A 17,195-nucleotide genomic window follows, 5' to 3' on the forward strand; every position below is an offset into this window, starting at 1 on the left:
TCGATACTGCTAACGGGGTATTGGTCGTTGAAATCTGGACTGACCCGCCTGGAGGTGCTTACGATTACCCTGCGTCGCACGGACCGCAGATCGGCCCCGATCCATCGGAGCATCTGCGATGGATCAGTTACGGAGTGTTGAACCCCCGGCAGCGACGGTCGAGGGTCGGCCGGGGAGACGACCATGACGGCACCGCCGAGTACCACCGAACAATCCGCTTCCAGCCTTCGCGATTATCGCACTCCCGAGACTCTGCCCCGCCCGGGCGGACGGCTCACCAAGGAGGACCTCGACCCCCTCGTCAAGGACGCGGGCGAGGGCAACCCGGCGGCGATCCACTCGCTGCTGCAGATGATCGAGCCGGTGGTGGTCCGCTACTGCCGCGCGCGCATGGGCGGCCGCGACCTCTCCTACCTGTCGGCCGACGACGTCGCCCAGGAAGTCTGCCTGGCCGTGCTCAAGGCGCTGCCCGACTACCAGGACCGCGGGGGCTCCTTCCTCTACCTGGTCCACGCGATCGCGGCCAACAAGGTCGCCGACGCCTACCGCGCCGTCGCCCGCGACCGCTCCGAGCCCGTCCCCGAGCTCCCGGAGAGCCCGCACGTCGCCGGCAACGAGCCCGAGTCGCACGCGCTGCACCTCGACCTCGGTGCCCGCCTCGGCCGGCTGCTCGCCGCCCTGCCCCGGGTGCAGCAGGAGATCCTGACCCTGCGCATCGCCGTCGGATTCTCGGCGACCGAAACCGCCGAAGCGCTCGGCATCTCCGCGGGCAACGTCCGCGTGACGCAGCACCGCGCCCTGACCCGGCTGCGCGGCATGATCCGCGACGAAGAGTTCTGAGACCACACCGGCGGGCGGGCGGGGTCGCCTTTTTTACCCCCTGGAGGAGGTGACCTCGCCCGCGTCCAGCCCGTAGACCGTGCGGGCGTTGTGCTCGAAGACGGCCAGGCGCTCGGCGTCCGACAGCGAGCCCGTCAGGGCGATCGCCGCGTCGAGGACCACTTCGTAGGACGCCGCCAGTTCGCAGACCGGCCAGTCCGAGCCGAACAGCAGGCGCTCCGGGCCGAACACGTCCAGCACGTGGTCGACGTACCGGCGCAGGTGCCCGACCTCCCAGCCGGTCCAGTCCGCTTCGGTGACCAGACCGGACAGCTTGCACACGACGTTCTCGCGCCCCGCCAGCGCCGCCACGCCGGACGCCCACGGCTCCCACTCCCCCGTCGCGATCGGGGGCTTCGCCGCGTGGTCCAGCACCAGGCGCAGCTGCGGCAGGCGCAACGCCACCTCGGCCGCGGCGGGTAGCTGCGAGGGGCGCACCAGCAGGTCGAACGCCAATCCCGCCGCCGCCACCGCGCTGAGCCCGGCCAGCACCTCGGGCCGCAGCAGCCAGTCGTCGTCCGGCTCGTTCTCCACCTGGTGCCGGACGCCGACCAGGGGTCCGTCGAGGGCGGCCAGCCGGTCGGCGACGTCCGCGGCGGTGAGGTCCACCCAGCCGACCACGCCCGCGATCACCGGCTCCGCGGCCGCCGTCGCGAGGAACTCCGCCGTCTCCTCCGCCGAGGACACCGTCTGGACCAGGACCGTCGCGTGCACGCCCGCCGCCTTCGTCACCGCGCGCAGGTCGTCGACCGTGTACGGGCGCCGGATCGGGTCCATGGCGTCGCCCGTCATCCACGGGTAGTCGCGCCGCGCGGGGTCCCACAGGTGGTGGTGCGCGTCGATCATGAGACTCCTTCGGCGATGACGACGTCGGCGCGCAGCAGTCCCGCGTCGATCAGCTCGGTCCACAGGGCCGGTGGCACCACGGCCCGCGCACGCCGGGCGTTGACGCTCACCTGCGAAGGATCATGCGCGCCGACGACCACCGACGCCACCGCGGGATGCCCCATCGGCAGGGCCAGCGCGGCTTCCGGCAGCTCGACGCCGTGCCGCGCGCAGATCTCCGCGATCCGCCCGGCCCGTTCGACCAGCTCCGGCGGTGCTTCGGCGTAGTCGTAGACCCGGCCCGGTTCGGCGGTCGCCAGGATCCCGCCGTTGAACGCGCCCCCGGCCACCACCTTGACGCCCCGCGCGGCGCAGAGCGGGAACAGCTCGTCCAGCGCCGGCTGGTCGAGCAGCGTGTAGCGGCCGGCCACCAGCAGGACGTCGAGGTCGGTGCGGCGGACGAACTCGGCCAGCATCGGCGCCTGGTTCATCCCGGCGCCGAACCCGCCGATCACGCCCTGCTCCCGCAGTTCGCGCAACGCCGGGAACGCCCCGGAAACCGCCTCCTCGAAGTGGTCGTCGGGGTCGTGGACGTACACGATGTCGACGCGGTCGAGGCCCAGCCGGGTCAGGCTGTCGTCCAGGGACCGCAGGACGCCGTCGCGGCTGAAGTCCCACCGGCGCTTGTACGCGGCCGGGACGGCGAAGCCCTGGTCGTCGCGGGCGCCGGCGCCGCCGGGGTTCGGCTCCAGCACCCGGCCGACCTTCGTCGAGAGCACGTACTCGTCCCGCGGGAACGCACCCAGGGCCGCACCGAGCCGGGTCTCCGACAGGCCGAGGCCGTAGTGCGGCGCGGTGTCGAAGTAGCGGATGCCCTCCTCCCACGCGCGCCGGACGGTCGCGGCCGCCGTCTCGTCGCTGATCGCGTGGTAGAGGTTGCCCAGCTGCGCGCAGCCGAGCCCCAGCGGGGACAGGGAGAGTTCCAACGCCGTCACTCCTTCACCGGCAGTTCCCAGACCAGACCGAGGCCGGTGTCGCCGCCGGAGTAGTCGTCCTCGACGGCCAGCAGCCCGGCCATCCTGGCCTGCCACGGCACGTTCGCGGGGTGGTCCCGCAGCGCCGCGCGCATCGCTTCGTAGTCGTCGACTTCGAGGACGTGGAACAGGTCGAGTCCGTTACGCCAGATCCGCCAGGAGCGGACCCCGGCTTCGCGCAGCGCGGTGTCCAGTTCCGGCGGGATGACCGCGTGGACGGACTCGTACTCGGCCTCTTTGCCGGGCTTGAGCCGGGTGTGCAGAGCCACTCGTTGTGGTGTGCCCTGGTGGGTCATCGCCCCTCCTTCGCCGGGACATGGCACGCTGGGGAGTAACACCGAAACATCCGAGGTCTGTTGCAGGGAGGGCGGACGCGATGCCCGTCACCGATGTCGCGATCGACAAGATCAAGGACATGATCATCTCCGGCGAGCTGGCGCCGGGCGACCGGCTGCCGAAGGAGGCCGAGCTGGCCCAGCGGCTCGGGCTCTCGCGCAGCTCCCTGCGGGAGGCCGTCAAGGCGTTGTGCCTGATCCGGGTTCTCGACGTCCGCCAGGGTGACGGCACGTACGTCACCAGCCTCGAACCGAACCTGCTGCTCGACGCCATGACGTTCGTGGTCGACTTCCACCGCGACGACACCGTGCTCGACTTCCTGGCCGTGCGCCGGATCCTCGAGCCCGCCGCGACCGCGCTGGCCGCCCTGCACATGAGCGACGCCGACATCGCGGAGCTGGGCACGCTGCTCGGGGAGCTGGAGGACTCGCCGACGGTCGAGGCGCTGGTCGCCAACGACCTGCAGTTCCACCGCAAGATCGCCGACGGCTCGGGCAACCCGGTGCTGTGCTCGCTGCTCGACAGCCTGTCCGGGCCGACCGCCCGCGCCCGGATCTGGCGCGGGCTCACCCAGGAGGGTGCGGTCGCGAAGACCCGCGAGCAGCACACGGCGATCTACGAGGCCATCGCCGCGCGCGAGCCGGAACTGGCCCGCTCGTGGGCGACCGTGCACGTCGCGGGCGTGGAGCAGTGGCTGCGCAACGCCCTGGGCACCGCGGACGACCCGACGGCCGACGCCGAGCCGGCCGCGGAAGCCTCGTAGCACACCTACCTCCGGTACACGTCGGATCTTCACGCGGCGGGTGTCAGGTTTGGGGCTTTCCGCCCGCGTACCGGGCGATGATCAGCGCGACCAGGATGATGGCGCCGTAGATCGCCCCCTGCCACTCGGCCGTGACGTGCGCGTAGTTGAGCAGGCTCGACACCGACGACAGCAGCAGGACGCCGGTGAGGGCACCGACCAGGGTGCCCTTGCCGCCGTCGAGGGAGACGCCGCCGATCACCGCCGCCGCGAACACCTGCAGGATCATCCCGGAGCCCTGGTTCGCGCCCAGCGCGCCGACGTACCCCGTGTACGCGAGCCCGCCGATCGCCGCGAGGATCCCGGCGACGACGAACACCGCCCACGCGATCCGGTCGACGCGGACCCCGGCCGCGCGTGCGGCTTCGCGGTTGCCGCCGATCGCGTACAGCGCGCGGCCGACGCGGTGGTAGCGCAGCACCCAGCCGGCGACCGCGAACAGCAGCGCCGCCAGCCACACCGACATCGGCAGCCCGGCGAACGTCGTCGTCGCCAGGTTCGTGAACGAGTCCGGCAGGTTGAACAGCGTCTTGCCCTTGGTCGACCCGACCTGGACCCCGCGCAGCACGGTCAGCATGGCCAGGGTGACGATGAAGGCGTTCAGCTTCAGCTTCACGATCAGGAAGCCGTTGACGAACCCGACCAGCGCCCCGCACAGCGGGATGATCAGCAGCCCGATCGCGGCGGGCAGCTCGACGCCGAAGCCGGCCGACGCCGCCGGGATCACCACCATCGCACCCAGCGCGGGCGCCAGGCCCATGGTCGATTCCAGGGACAGGTCGAACTTGCCGGTGATCAGTACCAGCGACTCGCCGAGCACGACCAGCGACAGCGCGGCCGATGCGGTCAGGATGCTGACGATGTTGCTCCAGCCGACGAACGTGTCGTCGACCAGGCCGCCGATGAGGAACACGACGACCAGGGCGGGCAGGAGCGCGAGTTCGCGCAGCCAGACGGCCTTCCGGCGCCGGGGTGGCGCGGGCAGCTGCGTCTGCGGGGAGGTCATCACGTCGGTCACGAAAGCTCGACTCCTTCGATGTCGGCCACGAGGTCGCCGTCGGACCACCCGGCCTGGTGTTCGGCGACCACGGCCCCGGCGCGCAGCACCAGGACCCGGTCGCTGAGGCGCAGGTCGTCGAGCTCGTCGCTGACGATCAGCACCGCCTTGCCCTCGGCGCGCACCCGGTCGACGACCGCGAGCAGCGCCTCCTTCGACTTCACGTCCACCCCCGCGGTCGGGTTGATCAGCACGACCACCCGCGGCTCGCTCAGCAACGCCCGCGCCAGCACGACCTTCTGCTGGTTGCCGCCGGAGAGGTCCGACACCGGCTGGTCGGCGCCCGCGGCCACGATGTCGTAGTCCTTCAGCGCCTGCGACGCTTTCGCGTACCGCGTGGCGGGAGACGCGATCCCGCCGCGGCCCAGCTTGTCCAGAATGGACATCGTGGCGTTGTCGGCGATCGAGTGTTCCAGGACCAGGCCTTCGTGGTGCCGGTCGCGTGGCACGCACCCGATCCCGGCCCGCAACGCCGCCGGGATGTCCCCGGGCCGCAGCGGCGAGCCGTCGACGCGGATGGTGCCCGCCGACGGCGCCCGGAGGCCGTAGACCGTCTCGGCGACCTGATGCTTGCCGCTGGCGTTGCTGCCCGCGAGCCCGACGACTTCGCCGCGGCGGAGCCGGAACGAGACGTCCCGGAAGCCGTCGCCGGAGAGGCCGTCGACGGCGAGGATCTCGGACGCGCCCGCGTCGAGAGCCTCGCGCGAAGCGGCATCCCGCACCGACAGGCCGCCGGGCTCGCCGGTCATCGCGTCGACCAGTTCCGCGCGGCCCACCTCGGCGACCGGGGCGGTGAGGACGTGCTTCGCGTCGCGCAGCACGGTCACCGCCTGGCAGACCTCGTACACCTCGTGCAGGTGGTGCGAGATGAACAGGAACGTCACCCCGCCCGCCTGCATCTGGCGCATCCGCTCGAAGAGCCGCTCGATGGCCTGGCTGTCGAGCTGCGCGGTCGGCTCGTCGAGGACGATGAACCGGGCGCCGTAGGACAGCGCGCGGGCGATCTCGACGAACTGCCGGTCCTCGACCGAGAGGTCCCCGGCCGGGGTGTCGACGTCGACGTGCACGTCCCACGATTCCAGGAGGTCGCGCGCCTTGCGCCGCAACGACTTCCAGCCGATCGAGAACCCGCCGCCCGCCTGCCGGTTGAGGAACAGGTTCTCGGCGACGGTGAGCTGCGGGACGACCATCGCGTGCTGGTACACGCAGGCGACGCGCGCCTTCCAGTCGTCCTGTTTGGACAGTGGCGGGGCCGGCTCGCCGCCGAACTCGACGTGCCCGGTGTCCGTGGCGGACAGGCCAGTGAGGATGGAGACGAGCGTCGACTTGCCGGCCCCGTTGCGCCCGACGAGCGCGTGCGACTCGCCGGGGTGCACGGTGAGGCTGACGTCGTGGAGCGCGACGGTGGGGCCGTAGCGCTTGCCGACACCTACGGCGCTGACCACTCCGGCGGCGGGTTCGCCGGCGGGCAGCGCGGTCACAGGTTGTTCCCCCAGAGGGCCTTGTCGTCCACGTTGTCCTTGGTGATGACGGGCGCGGGCAGCTGGTCCTCGAGGATGCCGGGGCTGATCTCCACGATCGTGCTGCCGTGGTCGGTCGGCCCGGCCTTGAACGTCTCGCCCGCCATGGCCTTCTTCAGCCAGTACAGGCCGTACTTCGCGTAGGCGTCGGCCGGCTGGGAGACCGTGGCGTCCAGCTCGCCGGCGCGGATCGCGGCCAGCTCCTGCGGAATCCCGTCGTTGGAGACGAGCACGACGTGCTTCGGGTCCCCGACCGGGAAGAACAGGTTCTTGCGCTTGAGCGCCTGCTCGGTCGGGGCCAGGTAGACGCCGCCGGCCTGCATGTAGACGCCCTTGATGTCCGGGTTCGCGGTCAGCATGCTGTCCAGGCCGGAGGACGCCTTGTCGGCCTTCCACTCGGCCGGGATCTCCAGCACCTGGATGTCGGGGTACTTGGACTTCATGCAGTCGCGGAAAGCCTCCGAGCGGTCGCGGCCGTTGACCGAGGCGAGGTCGCCCATGATCTGCACGACCTTGCCGGACTTGACCTTCTCGCCGATCGCTTCGCAGGCCTTGGTGCCGTAGGCCTTGTTGTCGGCCCGCACCACCATGGCGACCTTGCCGCTCTCGGGCGCGACGTCGACCGCGACCACCGGGACGCCCTTGTTCTCGGCCTGCTTGAGCCCGGCGACGATGGCCGCCGAGTCCAGCGGCGTCACGACCAGGCCTTTGACGCCCTGGTTGAGGAAGGTGCCGATGTCGGTGATCAGCTTCGCGGGATCGCTGTCGGCGTTGACCGTCGGGAGGACGTCGACGCCCTCTTCCTTGGCCATCTTGGGCACGTAGTTGTTGTAGGCCTGCCAGAACGGCGAGGTCAGCAGCGGCAGCGTCGCGCCGACCTTGCCGCCGGCGCCGCCCCCGGCCGCGGGTGCCGCCGCGTTGTCCTTGGTGGACCCACAGGCGGCCAGGATCAGGCCGCAGGCGGCGACGGCGGCCACCTTGATCACCTTCGTGCGCACAGCATCCTCCTTGATGACGGCGGGGAATCAAGTCGTTCTAGTCGTGGTTCACGGGGCCGCGAGGACGCAGGCCGTACATGCCGCCGTCGACCGCGAGGGCGGTGCCGGTGGTCGAAGCGGAGCGGGGGCTCGCCAGGTAGGCGATCGCGTTCGCGACCTCGTCCGCGGTCACCAGCCGGCCCATCGGCTGGCGGGCCGCGAGGGCCGCGCGTTCGGCCGCCGGGTCGTCGGCGGCGTCCAGGAGCCGGCCCACCCACGGGGTGTCCGCCGTGCCCGGGCACACGCAGTTGACGCGGATCCCATCGGGCAGGTGGTCGGTCGCCATGGCCAGGGTCAGCGAGAGCACCGCGCCCTTGCTGGCCGAGTAGAGCGCGCGGTTGGGCAGGCCCGCCCAGGCCGCGATGGAGCAGGTGTTGACGATCGCCGCGGACGGCGAGTTCTTGAGGTGCGGCAGCGCGGCCCGGGCGAGCCGGACCATGCCGACGACGTTGACGTCGAACACGCGGTGCCATTCGTCGTCGTCGTTGCCCGTGACGTCGCCCTGCGCGCCGATGCCCGCGTTGTTGACGAGGATGTCGAGGCGCCCGAAGCGTTCCACGACGGCGTCGATGGCCGAGCGGACTTCATCGTCGGAAGAGACGTCGCAGCGGATGCCGTCGTCGCCCGGTTTCAGGTCGAGGATCGCCACCCGCGCGCCGCGTTCGGCCAGCAGGTCCGCGGCCGCCTTGCCGATGCCCGAGGCGCCTCCGGTGACGGCGGCCACCAGGCCCTCGAATTCACTCACTTGCGGTCTCCGTCCACTCGGGACCGTCCGGGAACCGGAACCGGCGCAGCGTGGCGTCGTGCATGCGCGCGGAGAACCCGGGGGCGGTCGGGGCGAGGTAGCGGCCGCGCTCGACGACGGCCGGGTCGGTGAAGTGCTCGTGCAGGTGGTCGACCCACTCGATCGAGCGGTCGGCGTCGGTGCCGGACACGGCCACGAAGTCGAACATCGAGAGGTGCCGGACGAGCTCGCAGAGCCCGACGCCGCCGGCGTGCGGGCACACCGGGACGCCGAACTTGGCGGCCAGCAGCAGGATCGCCAGGTTCTCGTTGAAGCCGCCGACGCGGGCGGCGTCCAGCTGGAGCACCGAAATCGCGTCCGCCTGCAGCAGCTGCTTGAAGATCACCCGGTTCTGGACGTGCTCGCCGGTGGCGATCTTGATCGGCGCGAGGGCCTTCGCGATGGCCGCGTGGCCGAGGACGTCGTCCGGGGAGGTCGGTTCCTCGATCCAGTACGGGTCGTAGGGCGCGAGCGCGGTCATCCAGGTGACCGCGGCCGAGACGTCCCAGCGCTGGTTGGCGTCGACGGCGATCCGGACGTCCTGGCCGACGGTCTCCCGCGCCAGCTTCATCCGGCGGACGTCGTCCTCGAGGTTGCCGCCGACCTTCAGCTTGATCATCTCGAAACCGTCGGCGACGGCCTGCTCGGCGAGCCGCACGAGCTTCGCGTCCGCGTACCCGAGCCAGCCGGGGGACGTGCTGTAGGCGCGGTAGCCGTGGGCTTCGAGCTGCTCGGTCCGCTCCGCCCGGCCCGGTTCCGCGCGCCGCAGGATGTCCAGGGCTTCGGCTTCGGTGAGCGCGTCGGACAGGTACCGGAAGTCGACCAGCGACACGAGTTCTTCGGGCGTCATCCGGGCGGCGAACCGCCACACCGGCAGGCCGGCGCGGCGGGCGGCGAGGTCCCAGGCGGCGTTGACCACCGCCCCGACGGCCATGTGCGCGACGCCCTTTTCCGGCCCCAGCCAGCGGAACTGCGAGTCGCCGACGAGCGTGCGGGACAGGTCGCCGAGCGCGGCCGCGTCCTCCGGGACGTCCCGGCCGACGACGTGCGGGGCGAGCGCGCGGATCGCGGCGGCCTGGACGTCGTTGCCGCGGCCGATGGTGAACGCGAGCCCGTAGCCGTCCGGGCCGCCGTCGGCGTGCAGCACGACGTAGGCGGCGGAGTAGTCCGGGTCGGGGTTCATCGCGTCCGAGCCGTCGAGCTCCTTCGACGTCGGGAACCGGACGTCGAGGACCTCCATGCCGATGATCTTCGCCATGGTCAGGCCTGCCTCGCCGTCTGGCGCTGCCGCCCGAGCCCGTCGATCTCGAGCTCGATGACGTCGCCGTCGCGCAGGTACGGCTTCGGGTCGGGCTGCCCGAGCGCGACGCCTTCCGGGGTGCCGGTGTTGATCAGGTCGCCGGGCCGCAGCACCATCACCTGGCTCAGGTGGTGGACGATCTCGGCGACGGTGAAGATCATGTCCTTGGTCGAGGAGTCCTGCTTCTTCTCGCCGTTGACCCACAGCCGCAGGCCGAGGTCCTGGGGGTCGGGCACCTCGCCCGCGGGGATCAGCGCCGGGCCGAGCGGGTTGAAGTTCTCGCAGGACTTGCCCTTGTCCCACTGGCCGGCGCGGAACTGCAGCTCGCGCTCGGAGACGTCGTTCGAGACGACGTAGCCGGCGACGTACTCCAAGGCTTCCTGGACGCTTTCGAGGTAGCGGGCGGTCTTGCCGATGACGACGCCGAGCTCGACCTCCCAGTCGGTGCTGACCGAGCCGCGCGGGATGAGGACGTCGTCGGCCGGGCCGACCACGACGTCCGGCGCCTTCATGAAGACCACCGGCTCGGTGGGCGGGGTCGCGCCGGTTTCCTCGGCGTGGCGGCGGTAGTTCATGCCGATGCAGACGACCTTGCCGGGCTGGGCGATCGGCGGGCCGACGCGCAGGCCGGTTCCGGACGCTTCCGGCAGCTCTCCGGCGTCGAGCGCGGCGGCGGTGCGCGCGATCCCGTCCGCGGCGAGGAAGCTGCCGTCGATGTCGGCGGTGAGGCCGCCCAGTTCGTAGGTCGTGCCGTCGTCGGCCCGCACGAACGGACGCTCACTTCCCGGCTCCCCGAGACGCACAAGCTGCACGGATGTTTCCCTTCACCCACACCGACCAGACATCCGATGTATATCGCAGTCGTGACCGCCGATCCAGAGCCATCGCCGAAATCGGGAGCAAAATTGATCGGATCAGTGTCGGTGCCGGGTCACGCGACCACGGAGTGTCACGGGTCACAGCCGGAATAGCCCTGCGGCTGTTCCCGCTGGTCCCCGGTGAGGGAGCGAAAGGACGTGCATGACCACCACGGCGGAACGTACCGCGCCGAGCCGGCGGGCGCAGCTGAAGTTCGTCCTCGTCCTGGGCGGTCTCACCGCCTTCGGGCCCTTGTCGATCGACATGTACCTGCCCGCGCTGCCGCGGATGGCGGCCGACCTGCACGCGGCGGACAGCACGGTCCAGCTGACGCTGAGCGCGTTCATCGTGGGGCTGGCGCTGGGCCAGCTGGTGCTCGGGCCGCTGTCGGACGCGCTGGGCCGCCGTGGCCCGCTGCTCGCGGGGCTCGTGCTCTACGTCGTGGGCTCGGTGCTGTGCGCGGTGAGCCCGGACGCGCTTCTGCTGGTCGCGGCGCGGCTCGTGCAGTCCCTCGGCGCGGCGGCGGGCATCGTGATCGCGCGCGCGACCGTGCGGGACCTGTTCTCCGGGACCGCGATGACGAAGTTCTTCTCGACGTTGATGCTGGTCAGCGGCCTGGCCCCGATCCTGGCGCCGTTGATCGGCGGCCAGCTGCTGAACTGGACGTCGTGGCGCGGGGTGTTCGTCGTGCTGACGGCGTTCGGCGCGCTGCTGCTGGCCGTGGTGGTGTTCTTCCTGCCGGAGCCGTCGGCGGTGCGGTCTCCGCTGCGGCTCGGCCAGGTGATGCGCACCTACGGGCGGCTGGCGCTGGACCGGTCCTTCGCCGGGTACGCGCTGGCGTCGGGGCTGCTGTTCGCGTCGATGTTCGCCTACATCTCCGGGTCGTCGTTCGCGCTCCAGGGCGTGTACGGGTTGAGCCCGCAGGCGTACAGCGTGGTCTTCGGGGCGAACGGCGTCGGGATCGTGCTGGCGGGGCAGCTCAACGGCCGTCTGGTGGGGCGGGTTCGCGAGCGGGTTCTGTTGCTTTCCGGGCTGCTGCTCGGGGTGTTCGGCGGGGCTTTCGTGCTGGCTTCGGTGCTCTTGAAGGCGCCACTGGCGGTGCTGCTGGTGTCGCTGTTCCTGCTGGTGTCGAGCATCGGCCTGGTGATGCCGAACGCGAGTTCGCTGGCGCTGGCGTCGCACGCGCGCTCGGCGGGGGCGGCGTCGGCGTTGCTGGGGGTGCTGCAGTTCGTGGTGGGTGCGGTGGCGACGCCGCTGGTCGGCCTCGGCGGCCCGGGGACGGCGGTGCCGATGGCCGCGACCATGGCGGGGTTCGCGGCGCTGGCGCTGGTGGCCTACCTGACGCTGGCCCGCCCGGCTACCGCCTGAGGAGCCGTTCCAGCTCGTCGGCGGCCGGTTCGTGGCCGGCGTCGGCGATCCGCTGCAGCTCGAGGAGGTCCTTCGCGGCGACCGCGCGGCGGGTGAGCAGTTCCCCGGCCCGGTCGCAGCCCTCGTCCAGCAGCTCGCTCAGCTCCTCGACGTCGCCGCACGCGTCGGCGAGGTCGGCGAGCCGGTCCAGTGCGGTTTCGTTGCCCTCGTCGGCCAGCGCGCGCAGGGTCTCGTGATCGGTCATGGGGCCAGTCTGCGACCTTGCCCCAAGGGCAAGGTCAAGTGCGAGGATGGCCGGGTGCTCACCATCGGACAGCTCGCCGGGTACGTCGGCGTGACGGCCAAGGCGATCCGCGTCTACCACGCGAAAGGCCTGCTCGCCGAGCCGGACCGCGACAGTTCCGGCTACCGCCGCTACCGCGCCGCGGACGCGGTCGAGCTGATCAAGATCCGCACCCTCGCCGAGGCCGGCGTCCCGTTGGCCCGGATCCGCGAACTCCGCGCGGGCGACGGGCTCGCATCGGCGCTGCGGCAGATCGACGACGACCTCGCCGCGCGGATCGAGGCCCTGCAGGCCACCCGGGCGCGGCTGCGGCGCCTGGCATCCGGCCGGTTGTCCCCGCTGCCGGACGAGGTGGTGGCCTACCTCGGCCGGCTGCCGGGCCTCGGGTTCAGCGAGCGCTGGGTGACGCTGCAGAGCGACCTCTGGCTGCTGGTGTTCGCCACCCACCCGGAGACGGCGCGCACGAACTTCCGCGACCAGTCGTCGATGCTTGACGACCCGGCGTTGCTCGCCGTGGTCCTCGAGTACGACCGGGTGCACGATGTCGATCCGCACGATCCGCGCGTGGACGCGTTGGCTTCGAAGCTTGTCGCGGCAACTCGTGCCCGTTATGGCGACGAGCTGCCTGCGTACGACCCGGGGTCCGCGATTCCGGCGTTGGTGCAGGGTGCGGTGAACGCGTCGTCGCCCGCGTGGGGGCGGCTCGACGCGCTGTTGCGGGAGCGGCTCGGGTGAGCCGGGCGTTCCCCGCCACCCCGAAGCCTGATTGTGACTACGGCCGTCAGCACCGCGTCAAGGCGGGAAAGCGTGCCTTGACCCGGTGCCGCCGGCCGTGTTCTGGCTTCGGATCGGGGTTGCGGGGGGTCTGGGTGTTGTCCTGCGGTTTGCTCTCTGCCGCGGCCCGCTTCGGCGCTACGCCAGTGAGGCCAGGTCCGCCGTCTTGAGCTGGTCCGCCGTCACCTTCTGACGGCCGTCCACCAGGGCTCCCAGGGCGTCTCCGTCGTCCCACATGTTCACGTTCATCGCCGCCGCCACTTCGCCGTCGCGCAGCCAGAATGCCGTGAACTCACGGGAGGCCAGGTCGCCGCGGATCACCAGCTCGTCCGCGGCCGGGTCCGCCAGGCCTCGGTACTCGCAGCCCAGGTCGTACTGGTCGGTGAAGAAGTACGGCGAGGCCAGGAACGGCTCGTTCTCGCCCAGCAGGTTCTGCGCCACGTGCGTGCCCTGGTCCTTCGCGTTCGCCCAGTGCTCGACGCGGACCCTGCGGCCGAACCGCGGGTGGAAGTGGGCCGCGATGTCGCCCACCGCGTAGACGTCCGGGGCCGCCGTGCGGAGGCCCGCGTCCACCGCCACTCCGCCGTCGTCGGCGAGCTCCAGGCCCGCCGCGTGGGCCAGCTCCACCCTCGGCACCGCGCCCACCGCGATCAGGACCACGTCCGCCGTCAGCTCTTCGCCGTTGCCGAGGCGCACGCCGCGGACGCCGTCCGGGCCGCCCGTGATCTCCGCGACCTGCTCGCCCAGGCGGTAGTGCACGCCGTTGGCGACGTGCAGGTCCCGGAACACCCCGCCGACCGTCTCGCCGACCACGTTCGCCAGCGGCACCGGCACCGGGTCGACGACCGTCACCTCCGCGTTGTGCGTGCGGGCCGCCGCGGCCGCCTCGGAGCCGATCCAGCCGGCGCCGACGATCACCACGCGCTCGGCCGCGGCGAACGCCGACCGCAGTTTGAGCGAGTCGTCGAGGGTGCGCAGCGTGTACAGCCCGGGCAGGTCGCCGCCGGGGACCGGGAGCTGCCGCGGCTTGGAGCCGGTCGCCAGGACCAGCCGGTCGTAGCGGTGCTCGCCGCCCGCGTCGTCGAGGACCAGGCGGGCGCCCAGCTCGACGCGGGTCGCCGTGACGCCGGCGCTGAAGCGGATGTCCTTCTCGGCGTAGAACTTCTCTTCGTGCACCCAGTCGGGTTCGTCGGCGTTGCCCAGCAGGACGCCCTTCGACAGCGGCGGCAGCTCGTACGGGCGGTGCGGATCCGAGCCCAGCAACAGTATTTCGCCGCTGTAACCGCGTTCGCGCACCGCAGCCGCCGCGGAGGCCCCACCCAGGCCCGCACCGACGATGACGATCTTCCGCGGTTCCGACATCCAGACCTCCGTAAGACGGCTCCCGGACCGGACGCTACTCGCGAACCGGCCGCACCACGAGCCGTGGCTACGCCGAAAATCCGGAAAGCGCAAGACAAAACCCGCGAGTAGGCAGATCGGGTGAACGCGCGTCATAGCGACGCCGGGGGCCGCTCCCACCCTCGCACGGAGCACGACCACGACAAGGGAAGCGAGGGCGGCGACCATGAGTCGGGGCGAGTGGTCGATCGGCTGCCGGGATCTGGCCGGCCGGCGCCGGGATGTGACGGTGTTCGTCAGCAACGACAAGGTGGTGCTGGTCGCACCGCCGGGCGAGGCGGCGGTGCTCGGGCCGCTCGACGTCGGACGGTTGCGAGCCGCCCTGCGGGACGCCGTCGTCGCGACGGCCGATGAGGAAGAAAGCTGACAACTACCGTTCCTACTTTTCAGTAGGTTAGAGTCGGGCCCGACGAGAAGGGACCGGCCATGACGACCTACTTCGTGACGGGCGCGACGGGCTTCATCGGGAAACGCCTGGTCGCCCGGCTGCTGCGGCGGCCGGAGACGTCCGCGGTGTACGCGCTGGTGCGGGAGACCTCCCGCGAGCGCCTGGCCACCTGCGCGCGGGACTGGCCGGACGCGGACAAGCTGCACCCGGTGCTCGGCGACCTCGCCGAACCCCGGCTCGGCGCCGATCCCGCCGAACTCCCCCACCTCGACCACGTCGTCCACCTCGGCGCGATCTACGACCTCACCGCCGACGAGGAGGCCAACCGCCGCGCCAACGTCGAGGGCACCCGCCACCTGCTGGCCTTCGCGGCCGCCGCGCGGGCCGGGCTGGTGCACCACGTGTCGTCGATCGCCGTGGCCGGGGACCACGCCGGGCGGTTCACCGAAGCCGACTTCGACCTCGGCCAGCGCTTCGGCTCGCCGTACCACGCGACGAAGTTCCAGGCCGAGAAGCTCGTCCGCGAGCAGCCGCTGCCCTTCCGCGTCTACCGGCCGTCGGCCGTAGTCGGCGATTCGCGCACCGGCGAGATGGACAAGGTCGACGGGCCCTACTACTTCCTGCCGGCCATCTCGCGGCTGGCGGCCCTGCCCGGACGTCTCCCGCTGGCCGCCCCCGATCTGGGCGCGACGAACCTGGTGCCGGTCGACTACGTCGTCGACGCGATGGACTACCTGATGCACCGGGACGCGCCTTCGGGGACGACCTACCACCTCGCCGCCGCGCGCCCGCAGCCGCTCAACTCCGTCTACAACGCCTTCGCGCGCGCCGCGGGCGGCCCGAAGATCCGGGCCGTGCTGCCGGCAAAGCCGTCCGGGGCCGTCCGGCGGGCCGGCACCCGCCTGGCGCACGCGGCCGCGGCCGGGATCGACCGCATCCCCGGCGGCCGCGGCGCCCGCGCGGCCGTCCTGGAGGAGCTCGGCATCCCGCTGGCCGTGCTGCCGCACCTGACCATGGACGTCGTCTTCGACACCGCGCGCACCACGACGGCGTTGTTCGGCAGCGGCATCGAACTCCCCGAGCTGCGGGACTACGCGGCGCCGCTCTACCGGTACTGGCAGGACCACCTGGACCCCGACCGCGCGCGCCGCACCCACGGCCTGGCCGGGCGGACGGTGCTGATCACCGGCGCCTCGTCCGGCATCGGCCGGGCGTCCGCGCTCGTCGTGGCCCGCAAGGGCGCGAAGGTGATCCTCGTGGCCCGCCGCGCGTCGGAGCTCGAAGAAGTGCGGGCGGAGATCCTCGCGGCCGGCGGCACCGCCGCGGCGTACCCGTGCGACCTCACCGACGGCGACGCCATCGACGCGCTGGTCAAGGACGTGCTCGCCGACCACGGCGCGGTGGACGTGCTGGTGAACAACGCCGGCCGGTCGATCCGGCGCTCGGTCGCGCTGTCCACGCAGCGGTTCCACGACTTCGAGCGCACGATGGCGATCAACTACTTCGGGCCGGTGCGGCTGATCCTCGGCTTCCTGCCGTCGATGGCGCAGCGGCGGTTCGGCCACGTCGTCAACGTGACGACCCAGGGCCTGCAGACCGACACCCCGCGCTTCTCGGCCTACCTGGCGTCGAAGGCGGCCCTGGAGGAGTTCGGGCTGACGGCCGGGCGCGAGACGCTCTCGGACGGCGTCACGTTCACGTCGGTGCGGATGCCGCTGGTGCGGACGCCGATGATCGCCCCGACCGGCTACCGCGGAATCCCGTCCAGCAGCCCGGAGCGCGCCGCGGCGCTGGTGGTGAAGGCGTGCGAGGAGCGGCCGGAGATCCTCAGCCTCCCCGAAGGCCGCGCCGCCGAACTGGCGACGCTCGCCGCGCCGAAGCTCGCCCGGTTCGCCGCGCACCTGGCCTACCGCGCGATGCCGGAGTCCGCGCCCGAGGCGCGCGGCCTGCCCCGCCGGTCCGCGCCGGCGTCGGTCGCGGCGGCGGTGACCCGCCTGATCTGGCGCCGTCGTGCCTGATTTCCGCGAATTCCGCCGAAACGGTGGCACGCACCCGACGGTACTTCTACCCTCGCGCGAGTCCCGTACACCCGTACGGGCTTCGACTGGGGAGTTCGGAATGCCGGAATTCAGCGTATTCGATTGCAGCACCACGACCGACAAGACGGCCGTGATCGGCACCGCGCGGCGCACCCTCGGGTGACACCGGCCGGGGCCGGGCGCGTGCCCGGCCCCGGTTTCCGGGCCCGGGTTCCGGGCCCGCGCGGGCGGTTTCCGCCGCACCCGATGCCGCGAATGACTCATTCGCGGCGTCGGAGGTCCCGAATGAGTCATTCGCGACCTTCCGGCGGGTGCCGCGCGGCGGAAGGTCGCCCGGGGCTGCCGGGGTGGCGTTCGCCCCACAGCTCCCGGGGTGGCGCTCGCCCCACAGCGCCCCGGGGTGGCGTTCGCCCCGCGGCGCCCGACATGGCGCTCACCCCACAGCGCCCCGGGGTGGCGCTCGCCAAACAGCGCCCGGGGTGGCGCTCGCCCCACAGCTCCCGGGGTGGC

General features: G+C 72.0%; 17 protein-coding genes. 6 read left to right on the plus strand and 11 right to left on the minus strand.

Annotated elements, in window-relative coordinates; all coding sequences use genetic code 11:
* The first annotated feature begins 183 nt into the window (after positions 1 to 183).
* Positions 184 to 840, plus strand: a complete 657-nt coding sequence (gene shbA / locus H5965_RS32215; RefSeq protein ID WP_310974544.1) for an RNA polymerase sigma factor ShbA — start codon at positions 184 to 186, stop codon at positions 838 to 840.
* Positions 841 to 873: 33 nt separating this feature from the next.
* Here shbA and H5965_RS32220 read toward each other — a convergent pair whose 3' ends face one another.
* The 3 genes from H5965_RS32220 to H5965_RS32230 are packed head-to-tail and all read right to left on the minus strand — an operon-like array spanning position 874 to position 3,034.
* Complete coding sequence (locus tag H5965_RS32220; protein ID WP_310974545.1) at positions 874 to 1,725, minus strand: amidohydrolase family protein; 852 nt, start codon at positions 1,723 to 1,725, stop codon at positions 874 to 876.
* Positions 1,722 to 2,690 carry an aldo/keto reductase gene (locus H5965_RS32225; protein WP_310974546.1) on the minus strand — a complete coding sequence of 323 codons (969 nt, stop codon included), beginning with the start codon at positions 2,688 to 2,690 and terminating at the stop codon, positions 1,722 to 1,724. The genes H5965_RS32220 and H5965_RS32225 overlap by 4 nt, the downstream gene beginning before the upstream one ends.
* A 5-nt stretch (positions 2,691 to 2,695) precedes the next feature.
* Positions 2,696 to 3,034: an L-rhamnose mutarotase gene (locus tag H5965_RS32230; protein ID WP_310974547.1), complete on the minus strand. Its 339-nt coding sequence runs from the start codon at positions 3,032 to 3,034 to the stop codon at positions 2,696 to 2,698.
* A gap of 80 nt (positions 3,035 to 3,114) precedes the next feature.
* Between H5965_RS32230 and H5965_RS32235 the strand changes: the two genes are divergently transcribed.
* Positions 3,115 to 3,837 (plus strand): FadR/GntR family transcriptional regulator, encoded by a 723-nt coding sequence (locus H5965_RS32235; protein ID WP_310974548.1) that lies wholly within the window; start codon positions 3,115 to 3,117, stop codon positions 3,835 to 3,837.
* 43 nt (positions 3,838 to 3,880) lie between these two features.
* Here H5965_RS32235 and H5965_RS32240 read toward each other — a convergent pair whose 3' ends face one another.
* The 6 genes from H5965_RS32240 to H5965_RS32265 are packed head-to-tail and all read right to left on the minus strand — an operon-like array spanning position 3,881 to position 10,386.
* Positions 3,881 to 4,894, minus strand: coding sequence for an ABC transporter permease (locus H5965_RS32240; RefSeq protein WP_310974549.1), 1,014 nt, complete (start codon positions 4,892 to 4,894; stop codon positions 3,881 to 3,883).
* Positions 4,891 to 6,414 (minus strand): sugar ABC transporter ATP-binding protein, encoded by a 1,524-nt coding sequence (locus tag H5965_RS32245; protein WP_310974550.1) that lies wholly within the window; start codon positions 6,412 to 6,414, stop codon positions 4,891 to 4,893. The genes H5965_RS32240 and H5965_RS32245 overlap by 4 nt, the downstream gene beginning before the upstream one ends.
* Positions 6,411 to 7,451 (minus strand): sugar ABC transporter substrate-binding protein, encoded by a 1,041-nt coding sequence (locus H5965_RS32250; RefSeq protein ID WP_310974551.1) that lies wholly within the window; start codon positions 7,449 to 7,451, stop codon positions 6,411 to 6,413. The genes H5965_RS32245 and H5965_RS32250 overlap by 4 nt, the downstream gene beginning before the upstream one ends.
* Positions 7,452 to 7,488: 37 nt before the next feature.
* Positions 7,489 to 8,235 (minus strand): SDR family oxidoreductase, encoded by a 747-nt coding sequence (locus H5965_RS32255; protein ID WP_310974552.1) that lies wholly within the window; start codon positions 8,233 to 8,235, stop codon positions 7,489 to 7,491.
* Positions 8,228 to 9,532 (minus strand): enolase C-terminal domain-like protein, encoded by a 1,305-nt coding sequence (locus tag H5965_RS32260; protein ID WP_310974553.1) that lies wholly within the window; start codon positions 9,530 to 9,532, stop codon positions 8,228 to 8,230. Before H5965_RS32260 ends, H5965_RS32255 begins: the two co-directional genes overlap by 8 nt.
* 2 nt (positions 9,533 to 9,534) lie before the next feature.
* Positions 9,535 to 10,386, minus strand: a complete 852-nt coding sequence (locus tag H5965_RS32265) for a fumarylacetoacetate hydrolase family protein (RefSeq protein ID WP_310974554.1) — start codon at positions 10,384 to 10,386, stop codon at positions 9,535 to 9,537.
* Positions 10,387 to 10,594: 208 nt separating this feature from the next.
* On the opposite strand from H5965_RS32265, the gene H5965_RS32270 reads away from it, so the two are divergent.
* Positions 10,595 to 11,800, plus strand: coding sequence for a multidrug effflux MFS transporter (locus H5965_RS32270; RefSeq protein WP_310974555.1), 1,206 nt, complete (start codon positions 10,595 to 10,597; stop codon positions 11,798 to 11,800).
* On the opposite strand, the gene H5965_RS32275 is transcribed toward H5965_RS32270, so the two are convergent.
* The gene (locus H5965_RS32275; RefSeq protein ID WP_310974556.1) at positions 11,790 to 12,044 is read right to left on the minus strand and encodes a hypothetical protein; all 255 of its coding nucleotides are present in this window, start codon (positions 12,042 to 12,044) and stop codon (positions 11,790 to 11,792) included. The genes H5965_RS32270 and H5965_RS32275 overlap by 11 nt on opposite strands.
* A 54-nt stretch (positions 12,045 to 12,098) precedes the next feature.
* On the opposite strand from H5965_RS32275, the gene H5965_RS32280 reads away from it, so the two are divergent.
* Positions 12,099 to 12,818 (plus strand): MerR family transcriptional regulator, encoded by a 720-nt coding sequence (locus H5965_RS32280; RefSeq protein ID WP_310974557.1) that lies wholly within the window; start codon positions 12,099 to 12,101, stop codon positions 12,816 to 12,818.
* Positions 12,819 to 12,995: 177 nt separating this feature from the next.
* Here H5965_RS32280 and H5965_RS32285 read toward each other — a convergent pair whose 3' ends face one another.
* The gene (locus tag H5965_RS32285; RefSeq protein ID WP_310974558.1) at positions 12,996 to 14,219 is read right to left on the minus strand and encodes an FAD-dependent oxidoreductase; all 1,224 of its coding nucleotides are present in this window, start codon (positions 14,217 to 14,219) and stop codon (positions 12,996 to 12,998) included.
* 205 nt (positions 14,220 to 14,424) lie between these two features.
* Between H5965_RS32285 and H5965_RS32290 the strand changes: the two genes are divergently transcribed.
* Together H5965_RS32290 and H5965_RS32295 are read left to right on the plus strand one after the other, a co-directional pair.
* Positions 14,425 to 14,625 carry a hypothetical protein gene (locus tag H5965_RS32290; RefSeq protein ID WP_013223722.1) on the plus strand — a complete coding sequence of 67 codons (201 nt, stop codon included), beginning with the start codon at positions 14,425 to 14,427 and terminating at the stop codon, positions 14,623 to 14,625.
* 59 nt (positions 14,626 to 14,684) lie between these two features.
* The gene (locus H5965_RS32295) at positions 14,685 to 16,664 is read left to right on the plus strand and encodes an SDR family oxidoreductase (protein WP_310974559.1); all 1,980 of its coding nucleotides are present in this window, start codon (positions 14,685 to 14,687) and stop codon (positions 16,662 to 16,664) included.
* Positions 16,665 to 17,195: the final 531 nt, after the last annotated feature.

The organism is Amycolatopsis sp. 505 (genome assembly GCF_031625235.1).
Taxonomy (GTDB): domain Bacteria; phylum Actinomycetota; class Actinomycetes; order Mycobacteriales; family Pseudonocardiaceae; genus Amycolatopsis.